Origin of the sequence: Luteimonas chenhongjianii, assembly GCF_002327105.1 — a bacterium.
Taxonomy (GTDB): Bacteria; Pseudomonadota; Gammaproteobacteria; order Xanthomonadales; family Xanthomonadaceae; genus Luteimonas; species Luteimonas chenhongjianii.
The window spans coordinates 2,433,790-2,446,885 of sequence record NZ_CP023406.1 but is presented as its reverse complement, the minus strand read 5'-3'; the positions used below and the strand labels follow the sequence as shown (position 1 = coordinate 2,446,885).

The following is a 13,096-nucleotide window of genomic DNA, read 5'->3' as shown; positions in this document are numbered from 1 at the left end:
ACCATGCAATCTCCCGTACTCGAACGCTTTGCCACGCCGGTCGCTGGCATCCACAGCGGGGGCCGGATCAGCGCCGACGATCTGCCGGCGCTGCGAGCGGCGGGCATCCGCCACGTGATCAACCTGGCGCCGGCTGCGGAGACGCCCGGCTTCGACGAGGCCGCTTCGGTGCGCGCGGCAGGGATGGGCTACGACGCCTTGCCCATTGCCGGGGCGGGTGATCTGGACCGCGATGCGGTGGTGGCCTTCGACCGGCTGCTGCAGGCCGCCGACGGGCCGACGCTGGTGCACTGCGGAAGCGGCAATCGCGTCGGTGCGCTGGCGGCGCTGCGGGCGGCCTGGCTGCACGGTGCCGACGAGGAGGCCGCGGTGGAGGAAGGCCGGCGCTGGGGCCTGCGCGGGCTGGAAGGCGAGGTGCGCGGGCGCCTTTCACGCGAGCGCTGACAGGCCGACGCACGCGATGGCGACGGCGCGGCGGCTGTGACGCTGCGGGCTGAGGCGGCCTGACGCTGGGGGATCACAGCCGCCATGCGGCGGCTGGTCTGCGGCTCAGGCCGCCATCTCCTCGCAATGACGTGCGCACTCGGCGCAGGCATCGGCGCAGCGCTGCATGGCGGGGTCGCCTTCGGCCATCGCGGCGCAGCTTTCGGCGCAGGCGCGGCAGATCGCGGCGCAGGCTGCGCAGGTGTGCACGTGCACGTCGGCGCCGCGCAACATGGTGTCGGCGCTGGTCCTGCAGATGTCGGCGCAGGCCATCATCAGCGTCATGTGCGCGTGTTCCACGTGCCGGCCGCCCTGGCGCAGGCAGTGGGCGATGGTTTGCAGGCAGATGGCATGGCAGGCGGTGCAGGCCTGGATGCAGGCGTCGAGCTGTCCGGACTGAGCGGCGGCGTGGTCGTGAGGCATGGGGCTCTCCTGTCGGTCGGCTGTCCGCCCATTGCAGGCGTAGGCCCGTGGATGCGCTGTCGGTTTGCGGCAGGCACTGGGTGATGCGCTCCACGACGCGCTTCAGGGTGCGGGCGTCGTGATCGCCGATGGCGGGGTTCGCGGGCGTCCGGGCCGTTCGGCACGCGGCTTGCAAGGGAGGCCCGTTATCCGTTTTCGAGCCCCCGCATGTCGCACACCGCGCACTCCACCGTCATCGCCGGCCCCTGGGCGGCCCAGCCCCATGCGCCGGCCCGCCGGACGCCCGAGCGTCGCCGGGGCGCGCCATCGGCCGACACTGCCCCGCTGCGCGAAGGCCTGCGGCCGGCCCAGCTCGTCACGTTGGAAGCGCTGGAGATCTTCGGCTGGCGCCTGGCCTTCGTGCGCCGTCCGCTGTTCCAGGCGCCGATCCCGGTCCTGTTCGATCGGGCGGGCACGCGCCACGTGGTGATTCTCGAAGACGGGACCCTGGACGAACACCCCGTGTTGCCGTTGCGGACCTGATCGCACGCGTTTTGGCGTGGCGCCGCAGCAGGCGGCCTTCGCGCGTCGGAACCTTGGCGGCCTGGACCGCGAATGGCCACGCCAAGTGCGCTTCCGCGGCGTGAGCTCGATCCGTATCGGATGAGTTGAGGTGACGCACCCTGGCTGAGCCCCTCGGCGACCGACTCTTTACCCAGCGGGGTCACAGGCTCGCGTGGTTTCTTGCGCAGCCGCAACTCAAACGTCCGAATCAGGCCGCCCGTAACACGCCAGGAACATGTCCACGGCCGCTTCTCCCACCTGCGCCTGCTGCGCGGGCGTCAGCGCCGGCTGGCTCAACGTGATCTGCGGCCAGAACGCGAAGCCCTTCAGCAGGCCCTGCAGCTGCATGGAGGCGAACAGCGGGTTGTCGGTCTTGAGCCGGCCATCCGCTGCGGCGGCGCGCACCCAGGTGGTGAGGCCTTCTTCGCGCTCGCCCATGCGCGCCACCATGTCGTGTGCGCGCTCGGGTGAGTGGATGGCGGCGGCGATGGCCACGCGGGCCAGGTCGATGAAGTGCGGGTCGCGCAGCAGGGCGAGCTTCTGCTGCACCAGTTCCAGCAATTGCGGGCGCAGCGGCTGGTCGGGGCGATAGGCGAGGTCGAGGCCATCCATGCTGCGCGCGAGCAACTGCCGCAGGATCTCGGCGAACAGCTCGTCCTTGCTGGGGGCGCTCGGGCGCCCGCGCGGCAGCGGATGCTCGATGCCAAGCGCGACGTGATCGCCGAAGTGGCGCGGCGCACGGCCTCGAGCAGCGAATCGCGGCGGCGGATCGAGCAGCTCGCCGGTGCGCGCGACGCGGGAGACGATACGAGCGGCGCCTGAGGGCGAATGCGGACCGGTCACGGCGGCCGACCGCGGCGTGCATGCGGCAAGGCGCGCCAGCGCCGGCGCCCGTGGCCGCGCTTATTTGCCGCGCAGGTACACCGCCCAGTAGACGAGGCCGAGCGCGCCGCCGCCGATGATGTTGCCCAGCGTCGACCACAGCAGGTTGATGCCGGCGGCGCCCCACGACAGTCCGGCCGGCAGCGCCGCGCCGGTCGTCATCTGTGCCAGCAGGCCCAGCGGCAGCAGTGACATGTTGGCGATCGAATGCTCGAGGCCCAATGCGACGAATGCGGCAACCGGCGGCACGATCACCGCCACCTTGTCGACCGCCGACTTCGCGCCCGCCGCCATCCACACCGCCAGGCACACCAGCACGTTGGCGAGGATGCCGCTGGCGAGGATGCCCAGCGCAGGTTTCGCGGCCTTCCCGGCGGCGATGTCGATGGCCGAGGTGGCGACGGCGCCATCGCCGGCAAGATGCACGCCCGCGGCCAGCGCGAGTGCCACCAGCGACAGCGCGCCGATGAAGTTCGCGATCCACACCACGCACCACGCCCGGGCCAGCTGGCCGATGCCGATGCGCCCGCGCGCCAGCGGCAGGGTCATCAGCGTATTGCCGGTGAAGAGTTCGGCGCCGGCGAGGATCACCAGGATCAATCCCAGCGAAAAACCGATGCCGGCCGCGATCTGCGCCAGCCCATACGGCAGGTCGGCGGCGCCGGCGCCGAGCAGGGCGGCGATCAGACTGCCGAAGCCGATATAGGCACCGGCCAGCACGCCCAGGCCGATCATGTTGCCGGTGCCCAGCGTGGCCTTCTCGGTGCAGGTGTCGGAGATCGCGCTGGCGATCCCGTCGGGCGTTTCCATCGCGGGCGAAGCGTCGGCCATGTAGCGGCATCCGTTACTGGGTGTCCGCAAGCTATACCCAGGCCGCGGTGAAGCGCGCGGCCATGCCGGCGGGCGCGGCTTGCTCCGGCGTCAGGCGCGCGCCGTGCGCTGCGGAGCAGTTGCGCGGGCATCGGCCGCCGGCGTGCGGCCGAACATGCGCCCGTACTCGCGGGTGAACTGCGGCACGCTCTCGTAGCCCACCGCGTACGCCGCGCTGCCGGCTGGCAGGCCCTGCGACTGCATCAGCCGGCGCGCTTCGATCAGGCGCAGGTGCTTCTGGAACTGCCGCGGCGACAGCGAGGTGACCGCCTTGAAGTGGCGGTGGAAGGCGGAGGCACTCATCCCAGCCTCGAGGGCGAGTGCATCGACCGGCAGGGTCCGGGCGAAATCGCGGCGCAGCCGTTTCACCGCGCGTGCGATGCGGTGCACATGGCCATCGGGCCGGCCGAGGCGGCGGATCGCATGGCCGTGTCGGCCGGCAAGCAACCAGTAGTGCAGCTCGCGGATCCGCTGGGCCTGCAGCACCGGCCGCGCCTGCGGCTGCTCCAGCAGCTGCACCAGGCGCAGCGCGGCATCGGCGACCTCCGGCTCGGTCGGCAGCACGCGCACCGGCGCGGTGTCCTCGTCCGGCGGTGGGTCCATCTGGGCGACCAGGTCGGCGATCACCGCCGGATCGAGCTCCAGCACCAGGGAGCAATAGGGCGCAGCCGCACTGGCGCGGGTGATCTGGCTGACCGTGGGCACGTCGGCGGTGACGAGGAGGGAGTGGCCGGCCGAGAAATCGAACGCGCCCGTGCCAAAGGTGACCCGCTTGGCGCCTTCCAGTACCAGGCAGGCCAGCGGGCGCTGCACGTCGTGCATGAGTTCGCTCGGCGCAAGCGCGCGCACGGCAAGCAGCCCGGCAATGGGCGAGGGCGCAACGCCGTTCGCACCGGCATGGGCGTCGGCGTGGCGGCGGACAGCTTCGTGCAATGCGGACATGCGGCGATCGTAGCGCCGGCCGGTCAGGCCCGGGTGTCCGACGACAGGAATCGGCAAGACCGGCGCAGCTTCCGGCAACCCGTTCGCGCAGGCGCCGCCCAGACTGCGTGGCAAGCCGATCACCCCCAAGGAGCCACCCATGTCCCGGATCACCCTCATCACCGGCGCCAGTCGCGGCCTCGGTCGCAACACCGCACTCGCGATCGCCCGCACTGGCGGCGACGTGGTGCTCACCTTCCGCAACAATGCCGACGAGGCGCAGGCGACCGTCGCCGCCATCGAAGCGCTTGGACGCGACGCCGTTGCCCTGCAGCTCGACACCGGCGAAGTCGATGCGTTCCCCGGTTTCGTCCAACGCCTGCGCGCGGCCCTGCGCACGCGCTGGCAGCGCGACGACTTCGACCACCTCGTCAACAATGCCGGCCACGGCGATACCGCGCCGATCGCCGAGACCACCGTCGCCCAGTTCGACCGTCTGGTGGACGTGCATTTCAAGGGCGTGTTCTTCCTGACACAGGCGCTGCTGCCGGTGATCCGCGACGGCGGCCGCATCGTCAATATCTCCACCGGCCTCACCCGGTTCGCCTATCCCGGCTACGCGGCATACGCGGCGGCCAAGGCGGCGGTCGAGACCTTGAGTCTGTACATGGCCAAGGAATTCGGCCCGCGCGGCATCGCAGTCAACACCGTCGCCCCGGGTGCGATCGCAACCGACTTTGGTGGCGGCGCGGTTCGCGACAACGCGCAGATCAACGCCCAGCTCGCAGGCATCACCGCCCTCGGGCGTGTGGGCGTGACGGATGACATCGGCCCGATGATCGCCGCGCTGCTGACCGACGCGAACCGCTGGGTCAACGCCCAACGCATCGAAGTCTCGGGCGGTCAGGCGATCTGAATCCAGAATCGACGTCGGGAGGCGCATTGCACCGAGCCCTGTGCCCGGAAGAGCGAGGGGAAGGGCAGCTTCTCGCGCAGTTGCACTAAGCCCCTCTCCCTCTGGGAGAGGGGTTGGGATGAGGGCAGCTTCCCCCGCGCAGCTGCACTGAGTTCCTCTCCCCCGGGAGAGGGGGCAGGTGAAGGCAGCCCTCGCGCAGCTACTGAGCCCCTCTCCCTCTGGGAGAGGGGTTGGGGTGAGGGCAGCTTCTCGCGCAACTTGTCATCCAAGTCCACACGTGTCGAACAAGCCCGCGGATGACAAGGGCGCGACCGCATTGGTAACTGCACACACGCATCGGACGCGGTGGCCCCCGCGAGCTGACGCCCCGAGAGCGGGGTTTTCTGAGACGCGCCACAGCGTGTCGCGATCGGTTGCCCTCACCCCAACCCCTCTCCCGGCGGGAGAGGGGCCTTGGTTCGCTCAGGGGCGAAAGGATGGGCACCCGGGAAGGCACGCGGACATCCGGCTTGACCGATGCAAAGAACTGTCTTGCAAGGGTCTGCCGTAGCTGGCTCGCGCTCAGGCATCGGGCTCGGGTCCTAGCAACATCGAGGCACAAAAACAGTGTTTCCGAGAGGCGCCACGGCGTGTCGCGATCGGTCTGCCCTCACCCCAACCCCTCTCCCGGGGGGAGAGGGGCCTTGGTTCGCTCAGGGCAGAGAGGATGTGTACCCGTGAGGGGCACGGGGCCCATCCGGCTTGACCGATGCAAAGAACTGTCGTGCATGGGCTTGCCGTAGCGGCCCCGCGCTCAAGCATCGGGCTCCAATGGTCCTCGCAACTTAGGGGCTGCAAAAAAGGTGTTCCCGAGCGGCGCCACGGCGTGTCGCGATCGGTTTGCCCTCACCCCAACCCCTCTCTCCCGGGGGGAGAGGGGCTTCGGCTCGCGCAGGGCAGAGAGGATGTGTACCCGGGAGGGGCACGGGGCCCATCCGGCTTGACCGATGCAAAGAACTGTCGTGCATGGGCTTGCCGTAGCTGGCCCGCGCTCAAGCATCGGGCTCCGGTGGTCCTCGCAGCTTAGGGGCTGCAAAAAAAAAGGTGTTCCCGAGCGGCGCCACGGCGTGTCGCGATCGGTTGCCCTCACCCCAACCCCTCTCCTTGGGGAGAGGGGCTTCGGCTCGCGCAGGGCAGAGAGGATGTGTACCCGGGAGGGGCACGGGGCCATCCGGCTTGACCGATGCAAAGAACTGTCGTGCATGGGCCTGCCGTAGCGGCCTCGCGCTCAAGCATCGGGCTCCGGTCCTAGCAACGTAGGGGGCACAAAAAAAGTGCTTCTGGGAGGCGCCACAGCGTGTCGCGATCGGTTGCCCTCACCCCAACCCCTCTCCCGGGGGAGAGGGGCTTCGGTTCGCTCAGGTGGTCAAAGGATGAGCACCCGGGAAGCGACGGGTCGCATCCTCTTTGGCGAACCTCGCAGGTGATCGAAGCCGCTGCTGCGACCGATGCGCCGCCCGACGCCAACGGGAGCGGTCGCGATGGTTCCCGGTAGTCTGGCTCGCGCCGCGTCGAGTGGCCCGGCGCCGCCGTATTCACTGCCTCTTGCGACCCGATGTACGACTGTCTGCAGGGTCGCGCACTCGTTGACGCGCCGCTCCTTTCGTCGAAGAGACCACCATGCATACACGCCCGGACGTCGTGACGCAGCCCTACCGGCCGCTGCACCCGCTGCACATGTTGCTGGTCACCAGCGCATTTCCCCTGTTTCTCGGCACCCTGGTCGCCGACATCGCCTACGCGAAGACCTACCAGATCCAGTGGACCAACTTCGCCTCATGGCTGCTTGTCGGCGCGATGGTGTTTGCGGTGCCGGCGCTGGTCTGGGCGCTCGTGTCCCTGATCACGCCGACCGCGCGCACCCGCGCGCGCTACATCTACGTCGGCCTGCTCGCGCTGACCTGCGTGCTGGGCTTCCTCAATTCGCTGGTCCATGCGATGGATGCCTGGCAGAAGATGCCGCAGGCGCTGGTGTGGTCGGTGCTGTGCGTGGCCTCGATTGTCGCGACGCTGTGGTTCGCGCTTGGCGGCACGCTGCGCCGTCGGGAGGTGGTCGCATGAAGCGCTTCGAATCCAGCGGTCGCAGGACCGCGCTGCTGAGCCGCGCTCTGGTGCCGGCGTTGGCACTCGCACTTGCCGCCTGTGGCGGCACGCCGGACCAGACCTATGTGGGTACGTCGCCCGATTTGCCGAAACCGCACCGCGGCCTGTTTCCGGTGCTCAAGGTCTCGCCCCCGGCTGCGTGGGGCGACGAGCGCCCACAGGTGCCGGAGGGCTATACGATCCAGGCGATCGCAGACAACCTGCTGATTCCCCGCCAGATGTTGATCCTGCCCAATGGCGACATCCTGGTCGCAGAGGGGCGCGGCGGCCGTGCGCCCAAGCTCACGCCCAAGGACGTCATCGCCGGGGTGATCAAGGCGCGAGGCAATACCCAGGTCGAAAGCGGCAACCGTCTGACCCTGCTGCGCGACGCTGATGGCGACGGTGTGTATGAGGGCCGCTCGATCTTCGCCGATGGTCTTGATGCTCCGTACGGGCTGGCCTACGCCGATGGTTCGATCTACGTCGCCACGCAGGACGCGCTGCTGCGCTTTCCCTACGCGCTTGGTGCAGTGACCGCGGACGGTGCGCCGCAGGAGATCACCAGGCTGCCCTCGGCGATCAATCACCACTGGACCAAGTCGTTGGCGATCAGCCCCGATGGCCGGTATCTCTACGTCGGCATCGGTTCGGACAGCAACATCACCGAGCGCGGTCTGCCGGTGGAGGAGAACCGCGCGCAAATCTGGCAGGTGGATGCACAGACCGGCTTCCACCGCGTATTCGCTACCGGCTTGCGCAATCCCACTGCACTCGCGATGCAACCGGGCATGGACCAGCTGTGGACGGTGGTCAACGAACGTGACGAGATCGGTGGCGAGCTGGTGCCCGACTACCTGACCAGCGTCCGGCCCGGTGGCTTCTACGGCTGGCCCTACAGCTACTGGGGCAAGAACGTCGACGAACGCGTGCGCCCGCAGGATCCGGAGAAGGTCGCCAGTGCGATCACGCCGGACTATGCACTCGGTTCGCACGTCGCGGCGCTGGGTCTGGCGTTCTCGACGCCGGCGATGGGGCCGCAGTTCGCCAATGGCGTGTTCGTGGGCCAGCACGGCAGCTGGAACCGTGATCCGCCGGTGGGCTACAAGGTCTCGTTCGTGCCGTTCGTCGATGGCAGGCCTTCGGGTGAAGCGATCGACTTCGCGACCGGCTTCCTCGGTGAGGATGGCAAGGCGCGCGGCCGCCCGGTCGGCGTGGCCGTCGATCCACGCGGCGCGCTGCTGGTCGCGGACGATCTGTCGAACACGATCTGGCGCATCACCCCGCCGGGTGGTGCGCAGGGTGGGCCGGCAGCGCCTGCTCAGCCACAGCCCGGCGCCGCACCTGCGCAGCCGGCGGTAACGCCTGCGAACCCGCCGGGAACGGCCGGCCCTCCGCCAGCCGGCTGAGGTCGCCAGATAAGCTTGATGACGATGGGCCCTGCGGGGCCCATCGCCGTTTGCGTGGCGGGAAGTTCGATGTGTCACGCCAATCGAGTGGATCATCCGCTCAGCACCACCATGCTTCGTCCTGGCGCGGCGACTGGCGCGGCGTTGCCGCCGCAGGATACGGGCCGTGCGAACCGCCTTCCCCGAGGAGGGAAGGGTGCGTTCAAGGCGCCTTCGACAAGAGGGGGCTCTGCGATTCCGGCTCCCTTGCGGGGGAGGAGAGCAACCGCCCGCGCCCAGCGCTCAGCTGGCAGCAGCCTCCGGCAGCTTCGCCACCACCTTGATCTCGAAGTCGAAGCCCGCGAGCCAGGTCACGCCGACGACGGTCGCGGTCGGAAACGGCGCCGCGCCCCAGTACTCGGGGACGATCGCCCAGGCGCGTTCGAAGCGGCTGGCCGGATCGATCATGAAGACGGTCACGTCGACCACGTCGTCGAAGGTGCAACCGGCCGCCGCCAGCACGGCGTTGAGGTTTTCGAACGCGCGGCGTACCTGCAGTTCGAACTCCGGTTCGGGCGAACCATCTTCGCGGCTGCCGACCTGCCCCGAGACGAACAGGAATCCGTCCACGCGGACGGCCGGCGAATAACGGTGGCGCTCGTACAGCGCATGGCGGTCAGCGGGGAAAACGACGTCACGTGTTGCCATGGATATCTCCTCGGGGCCGGTGCGGCCCGTGTGTCTGCGATCGATCCAGTCTGTTGCGCCCCGCGCCGGCGATAAACATGGAGGTCCGTCCTGCACTGTTCGTAGAATGCGAACAATCCCCGCAGCTGGACCCCGAATGGACCGTTTCGACGCGATGCAGGCGTTCGCCCGGGTGGTGGAGGCGGGCAGCTTCACCAAGGCGGCCGAAACGCTGCACATCAGCCGCGCCACGGTGACCCAGCTGGTACAGCAGCTCGAGGCGCGGCTGCGGGTCAGGCTGCTCAACCGCACGACGCGCCGGGTGGCGGTGACGGCCGATGGCGCGGTGTACTACGAGCGCGTCGTGCGCCTGCTGGCCGACCTCGATGATGCCGAGACCAGCCTGTCGAGCGCGGCGCGCGCGCCGCGTGGCCGCCTGCGGGTGGATGTGCCCAGCCCCTTCGCGAGGTTGATCCTGGTGCCGGCACTGCCGGACTTCCACGCGCGTTATCCCGAGATCCAGCTCGATCTGGGCGTCAGCGACCGGCGCATCGATCTGCTTGGCGAGAACGTCGACTGCGTGGTGCGCGGCGGCACGATTACCGACCAGTCGCTGGTCGCCCGGCACGTCGGCGATCTGCAGCTGCGCGTGCATGCGGCGCCGTCATACCTGCAACGCATGGGCACGCCGGCGCATCCGCGCGAACTCGAAGACTCGCAGCACCGCATCGTCGGCTTCCTGTGGGAGCGCACGGGCAGGCCCTTGTCGTTCGCGATGCGGCGTGGCGCGGAGGCGGTCGACGTGCACGGGCGATATGTGGTGGCCGTGGATGACGGCAACGCCTATCTGGCCGCCGGCCTCGCCGGCCTGGGTGTGTTGTGGCTGCCCGATTACATGGCCAGCCCGCACGTGGACAGCGGCGCGCTGGTGCCGCTGTTCGAGGACTGGACGCTCGTGCCGATGCCCATGTCGGTGGCGTTTCCGCCGAACCGGCACGTCAGCGCGAAGCTGCGGGTGTTTATCGACTGGATCGTCGAGCTGATGGCGCCGCATGCGCCGCAAGGGCCGGTGGCGCCGCGCTGAGGATTCGGCGATGCCCCCGCGGTGCGCCGCGGCCGCGGACCGATTGCTCCGCGGAGTTTCCCCGCGCAAGCCGCGCTGCGTTCACGACATGCGCGGTAGCGTCGGTGCCCCCAGTATCGAGGGCACAGCCATGAAGCCACAGGACGAGACGAAGCCGCAGCCGGACACACAGGCGCCGCACCCCCAACCCGACCAGAAAGCGGGCATCGACAGTGAAGTCGGCGATCTCGACCCGGACGCCGATGACGACGAGGACACGCTGCCGGGCCGCGCAGGTGGCGGACTCGCAGGCGGTTGAAGCTGCGGACGCGTGGCGCTCTTGCGCCGCCACGCCTGCGTCCGTGCATGCGCCGGGCCGGGATTCGCACGCCCTTGACGATCTGCTCGCGACGCTCCACTGCCGCCCACTGGACATGTCGATGACGAAGTTCGATCACGCGCCGCCCCGCATGCGCGCGAAACAGGCCTGGGTCGCCGCCGGCGCCGAGGGCCCCGGCCCGGATGCGATGCCTTCGGACACGTCGCATCGCTTGCATGGGCCGCGCTGAGCGATGGCCCGTCTCCGCCATACCGATTGGCCGGACCAGCTGTGGATCGTCCGGCATGGCCAGAGCGCCGGGAACGTCGCGCGCGACGCGGCTGAACTCGCGCAGACCCACCTGATCGACATCGACACCCGCGATGCGGACACGCCGCTGTCCGAACTCGGCCATCTCCAGTCACGGGCGCTGGCGGCGTGGTTCGCGGACCTGCCGCCGGGGCGTCGGCCGAACGTCATCATGACTTCGACCTTCGTGCGGGCGCAGCAGACCGTGCATCCGGTCGCCGATGCGCTCGGGATCGATCGCAGCGACATCCTCGTCGACGAGCGTCTGCGCGAGAAGGAGTTCGGCGTGCTCGACCGTTACACGGTGGCCGGCATCCTCGCGACATTCCCGGCACTCGCCGCGCAGCGCGCCGCAGTGGGCAAGTTCTACTTCCGTCCGCCCGGCGGCGAGAGCTGGTGCGACGTGATCCTGCGCCTGCGCAGCGTGACCGAAGTGCTGCGCCGCGATCACGTCGGCGACCGGGTGCTGATCGTCGCCCACCAGGTCATCGTGAACTGCTTCCGCTACCTGCTCGAATGCATGGACGAGGCCCGGATCCTCGAGATCGATCGCAACGCCGATGTGCCAAATTGTTCGATCACCGAGTACGCGCTGGATCGCGAGGATCCCGAAGGCCGGTTCACGCTGCGGACTGCGAATCTGGCCCTCCCGCTCGAGGAAGCCGGCGCGCCGGTGACCACGGCGTCCGATACGCCGGCTGGCCCGCGATGAAAGCGGCACTCCGCGGCGCCGCGACCGGCGACCCGCGCAGGGTCGATGCCGCTTTGCTCAAAGGCTGGCCGCTGCCCGATCCGCGCGCCTCCACCAGCAAGGAGGATCGTGGCCGGGTGCTGGTCATCGGCGGCAGCGTGCAGATCCCGGGCGCGGCCATGCTGGCGGGCATTGCCGCGCTCCGCGCCGGCGCCGGGAAACTGCAGGTGGCGACGGCACGCAACGCGGCGCTGCCGATGGCGATCGCATTGCCGGAGGGCAAGGTGATGGGTCTGCCCAGCGATGCTTCAGGCAATATCCGCACGCTGGGCCAGGAGGGCGCGGAGGCCGTGCGACACGCCAGCGCGGTGCTGGTCGGCCCGGGCATGGACTCCAGTGAGGCGACGCGTCGCGTCGTGGCCTCCGTTCTGGCTGCGGCATCGTCCACCGTGGTGCTCGACGCGGGCGCACTCGATCTTGCCGCGCTGCGTGGCGAGAGCCGCCGACGCAGCAGCGCGACGCTGGTGCTGACCCCGCACGCAGGCGAGATGGCCGCATTGCTCGACACCGACGAGGACGCGATCGCGGCGGACGCGGCGCGGATCGCCCGCGAATGCGCGCAGGTCTGGGGCATCGTGCTGGCGCTCAAGGGCCCGACCACGCATATCGCCGCGCCGGACGGGCGCATGTGGATCAACACCGCCGGCAGTGTGGGGCTGGGGACATCCGGATCGGGCGACGTGCTGGCCGGGCTGATCGCCGGTCTCGCTGCGCGCGGGGCGACACCGGAGCAGGCGGCCGTCTGGGGCGTGCATCTCCACGCGAAGGCCGGCGCGCGGCTGTCGCGACGGCTGGGGCTGGTGGGCTTTCTCGCCCGCGAGATCAGCGGCGAGGTTCCGGGCCTGATGCCATGAGGGCTGCACCATGCACCTGATCCAGTTGTTTCTTCCCCTCTACGACAATGCCGGCAGAGGTTTCGAACGCGAGATGTTCGACACCGTGCGGCGCGAGCTGACCGATCGTTTCGGCGGGGCCACGGCCTATGCCCGTGCGCCGGCACGCGGCGACTGGGAAGACGCCGATGGCGAGGTCCAGCGCGATGACGTGGTCCTTTTCGAGACCATGACCGACATTGTCGACCGCGACTGGTGGGCCAAATACCGCAGCACGCTCGAGCAGCGCTTCCGGCAGGACCAGGTGCTCGTCCGGGCGACATCGGTCGAGATGCTTTAGCGGTTTGCGCGATCGCTGCCGCAGCGCTTGGCACGAGCATCGCGGTCGACCCGGAATGCGCCGATCAGTGGATTGAGCCTGCCGCTGCCCGCGGTGTGAAGCCCGCCTTGTGGTCCTGCCAGGCGGGTCCGGTGCGCACCAGGCCCGGAGCTGGATCACGATGGCCGCTCCTCGCGCCAGTCCCTCTCCGGCGGGCGCGGGCACCGCGTTGCAGTGCCCGCGCATACGCATTCGCACGCGACCACTT

Annotated in this window: 15 protein-coding genes; 10 read left to right on the top strand and 5 right to left on the bottom strand. The window is 69.5% G+C overall.

The features are described 5' to 3' along the window. The first annotated feature begins 3 nt into the window (after positions 1-3). Positions 4-444 carry a protein tyrosine phosphatase family protein gene (locus CNR27_RS11130; RefSeq protein ID WP_245815611.1) on the top strand — a complete coding sequence of 147 codons (441 nt, stop codon included), beginning with the start codon at positions 4-6 and terminating at the stop codon, positions 442-444. A gap of 105 nt (positions 445-549) precedes the next feature. Here the strand turns inward: CNR27_RS11130 and CNR27_RS11125 are convergent, their stop codons facing one another. Further along, a complete protein-coding gene (locus CNR27_RS11125) occupies positions 550-906 on the bottom strand; it encodes a four-helix bundle copper-binding protein (RefSeq protein ID WP_096298784.1) in 357 nt (118 codons plus the stop codon). Between the two features lie 207 nt (positions 907-1,113). On the opposite strand from CNR27_RS11125, the gene CNR27_RS15755 reads away from it, so the two are divergent. Continuing rightward, complete coding sequence (locus CNR27_RS15755; RefSeq protein WP_233580153.1) at positions 1,114-1,428, top strand: hypothetical protein; 315 nt, start codon at positions 1,114-1,116, stop codon at positions 1,426-1,428. Between the two features lie 216 nt (positions 1,429-1,644). Here the strand turns inward: CNR27_RS15755 and CNR27_RS11115 are convergent, their stop codons facing one another. The 3 genes from CNR27_RS11115 to CNR27_RS11105 all read right to left on the bottom strand — a co-directional run bounded on the left by CNR27_RS11115 (position 1,645) and on the right by CNR27_RS11105 (position 4,143). After that, complete coding sequence (locus CNR27_RS11115) at positions 1,645-2,292, bottom strand: TetR/AcrR family transcriptional regulator C-terminal domain-containing protein (protein WP_342744068.1); 648 nt, start codon at positions 2,290-2,292, stop codon at positions 1,645-1,647. Between the two features lie 60 nt (positions 2,293-2,352). Continuing rightward, positions 2,353-3,162, bottom strand: coding sequence for a formate/nitrite transporter family protein (locus tag CNR27_RS11110; RefSeq protein WP_096298782.1), 810 nt, complete (start codon positions 3,160-3,162; stop codon positions 2,353-2,355). A 90-nt stretch (positions 3,163-3,252) separates the two neighbouring features. After that, complete coding sequence (locus tag CNR27_RS11105) at positions 3,253-4,143, bottom strand: AraC family transcriptional regulator (RefSeq protein WP_096300583.1); 891 nt, start codon at positions 4,141-4,143, stop codon at positions 3,253-3,255. 139 nt (positions 4,144-4,282) lie between these two features. Here CNR27_RS11105 and CNR27_RS11100 point away from each other — a divergent pair, with 139 nt between their 5' ends. The 3 genes from CNR27_RS11100 (at position 4,283) to CNR27_RS11090 (ending at position 8,568) form a co-directional block, all read left to right on the top strand. After that, a complete protein-coding gene (locus CNR27_RS11100; protein ID WP_096298780.1) occupies positions 4,283-5,038 on the top strand; it encodes an SDR family oxidoreductase in 756 nt (251 codons plus the stop codon). 1,659 nt (positions 5,039-6,697) lie between these two features. Continuing rightward, the gene (locus tag CNR27_RS11095) at positions 6,698-7,138 is read left to right on the top strand and encodes a DUF2231 domain-containing protein (RefSeq protein ID WP_096298778.1); all 441 of its coding nucleotides are present in this window, start codon (positions 6,698-6,700) and stop codon (positions 7,136-7,138) included. Then, positions 7,135-8,568, top strand: a complete 1,434-nt coding sequence (locus tag CNR27_RS11090; protein ID WP_096298776.1) for a PQQ-dependent sugar dehydrogenase — start codon at positions 7,135-7,137, stop codon at positions 8,566-8,568. Before CNR27_RS11095 ends, CNR27_RS11090 begins: the two co-directional genes overlap by 4 nt. 282 nt (positions 8,569-8,850) lie before the next feature. Here the strand turns inward: CNR27_RS11090 and CNR27_RS11085 are convergent, their stop codons facing one another. Next, positions 8,851-9,255, bottom strand: coding sequence for a RidA family protein (locus CNR27_RS11085; RefSeq protein WP_096298774.1), 405 nt, complete (start codon positions 9,253-9,255; stop codon positions 8,851-8,853). A 136-nt stretch (positions 9,256-9,391) separates the two neighbouring features. On the opposite strand from CNR27_RS11085, the gene CNR27_RS11080 reads away from it, so the two are divergent. The 5 genes from CNR27_RS11080 to CNR27_RS11055 all read left to right on the top strand — a co-directional run bounded on the left by CNR27_RS11080 (position 9,392) and on the right by CNR27_RS11055 (position 12,849). Next, positions 9,392-10,318: a LysR family transcriptional regulator gene (locus CNR27_RS11080; protein ID WP_096298773.1), complete on the top strand. Its 927-nt coding sequence runs from the start codon at positions 9,392-9,394 to the stop codon at positions 10,316-10,318. A gap of 130 nt (positions 10,319-10,448) precedes the next feature. Continuing rightward, the gene (locus CNR27_RS15325) at positions 10,449-10,616 is read left to right on the top strand and encodes a hypothetical protein (RefSeq protein WP_157745419.1); all 168 of its coding nucleotides are present in this window, start codon (positions 10,449-10,451) and stop codon (positions 10,614-10,616) included. Positions 10,617-10,869: 253 nt separating this feature from the next. Further along, entirely contained in the window at positions 10,870-11,637 is a 768-nt protein-coding gene (locus tag CNR27_RS11065) for a histidine phosphatase family protein (protein ID WP_096298769.1), read from the top strand. Further along, positions 11,634-12,530, top strand: coding sequence for an NAD(P)H-hydrate dehydratase (locus tag CNR27_RS11060; protein WP_096298767.1), 897 nt, complete (start codon positions 11,634-11,636; stop codon positions 12,528-12,530). Before CNR27_RS11065 ends, CNR27_RS11060 begins: the two co-directional genes overlap by 4 nt. 10 nt (positions 12,531-12,540) lie before the next feature. Continuing rightward, positions 12,541-12,849 carry a hypothetical protein gene (locus CNR27_RS11055; RefSeq protein ID WP_096298766.1) on the top strand — a complete coding sequence of 103 codons (309 nt, stop codon included), beginning with the start codon at positions 12,541-12,543 and terminating at the stop codon, positions 12,847-12,849. The last annotated feature ends 247 nt before the right edge of the window (positions 12,850-13,096 follow it).